The organism is Acidovorax sp. GW101-11A03, from assembly GCF_059424825.1.
The window spans coordinates 1-1593 of record NZ_JBWKZU010000139.1; the positions used below are offsets into that span (position 1 = coordinate 1).

General features: G+C 65.1%; 2 protein-coding genes and 1 pseudogene. All 3 read left to right on the forward strand.

Annotation, left to right across the window (positions count from 1 at the left end; genetic code table 11):
* Positions 1–675 (forward strand): glycine cleavage T C-terminal barrel domain-containing protein (locus AC07Z7_RS25040; RefSeq protein WP_494768040.1); only part of this gene is annotated, 675 nt, incomplete at its 5' end.
* 86 nt (positions 676–761) lie between these two features.
* Positions 762–1136, forward strand: coding sequence for a glycine cleavage system protein GcvH (gene gcvH / locus AC07Z7_RS25045; RefSeq protein ID WP_494768041.1), 375 nt, complete (start codon positions 762–764; stop codon positions 1134–1136).
* Between the two features lie 144 nt (positions 1137–1280).
* Positions 1281–1593 (forward strand): annotated as a pseudogene (locus tag AC07Z7_RS25050) (glycine dehydrogenase (aminomethyl-transferring)); the annotation flags it as partial.

Consider the following 1593-nt stretch of genomic DNA (forward strand, 5'->3'; position numbering starts at 1 on the left):
GGCCCGCAGGCCGTCACCGCCCTCGCCCGCCTTGCGCCCGGCGTGGAAAAGCTGGTGTTCATGACCGGCGGCGCATTCAGCATTGCAGGCTGCGACTGCTTTGTGACCCGCAGCGGCTACACCGGCGAAGACGGCTTTGAAATCTCCGTGCCCGCCGCGCAGGCCGAGACGCTCGCCCGCGCCCTGCTGGCCCAGCCCGAGGTCAAGCCCATCGGCCTGGGCGCCCGCAACTCGCTGCGCCTGGAAGCGGGCCTGTGCCTGTATGGCAATGACATCGACACCACCACCACGCCCCCCGAAGCCGCGCTGAACTGGGCCATCCAAAAGGTGCGCCGCACCGGTGGCGCCCGGGCTGGCGGCTTCCCGGGAGCCGACAAGGTGCTGGCGCAAATCGACAACCCCACCACCCTGCCTCGCAAGCGCGTAGGTCTGGTCGCGCTGGAGCGTGTGCCCGTGCGCGAGCACACCGAGTTGCAAAGCACCGACGGCCAGAAGATTGGCGAAGTCACCAGCGGCCTGCTGGGCCCCACGGTGAACGAACCCGTGGCCATGGGCTATGTGGCACCCGCCTTTGCCGCCATCGGCACGCGTGTGAACGCTATCGTGCGCGGCAAGGCTGTGCCCATGGAAGTGCGCGCCATGCCGTTTGTTTCCGCCAACTACTTTCGCGGCTGATTTCGCGGGCGACCGTGCACCAACGCGGCCTGCGCCCGCTACATTGCTGATTCCCTTATTTATCCCGTTGCTTGAGGAGCTTCCCCATGACCGTCAAATTTTCCAAAGAACACGAATGGATCAACACCGCCGACACGGCCGCTGCTGTGGTGGGTATCACAGTGCACGCACAAGATGCGCTGGGCGATGTGGTGTTTGTGGACCTGCCTGAGGTGGGCGCCACCTTCAGCCAGGGTGACGTGGCGGGCGTGGTCGAGTCCGTGAAGGCTGCTGCCGACGTGTACATGCCTGTCACCGGCGAGATCGTGGAAGTCAACGAAGCCCTGCGCGCCGACCCGTCGCTGGCCAACACCGACCCGCTGGGCGCTGGCTGGTTCTTCAAGGTCAAGCTGGCCGATGCGGCCCAGCTCGATGCCCTGATGGACGAGACGGCTTACACGGCCTTTGCGGCCAACGCCTGACGGGCACTTGGCCCATTCGTCTCCGGTTTCAAAAACCATAGCTGCCAGCGCTTGATTCCATTGGCTTTCAAAGAAAATTCTCCTGAAACGTCCGACTGACAAGCGCCAGCAGCTTCTTTTTTCATAGCACCCTGAACGCCCGCCATGACTGCCGCCCTGCCCACATCCTTGCCGTTGTCCGCGCTGGAAAACGCCGCCGAATTCCTGCCCCGCCACATCGGCATCGACGCAGCGGATGAAGCCCACATGCTGTCCGTGATCGGCGAGGCCTCGCGCCGCGCGCTCATTGACTCCATCGTGCCGCGCTCCATCGCACGCAGCCGCGCCATGGACCTGCCGGCAGCCACCACCGAGGCCGCAGCGCTGGCCGAACTGAAGGCCATCGCGGGCAAGAACAAGGTGCTCAAGAGCTTCATCGGCCAGGGCTACTACGGCACACACACGCCGGGCGTCATCC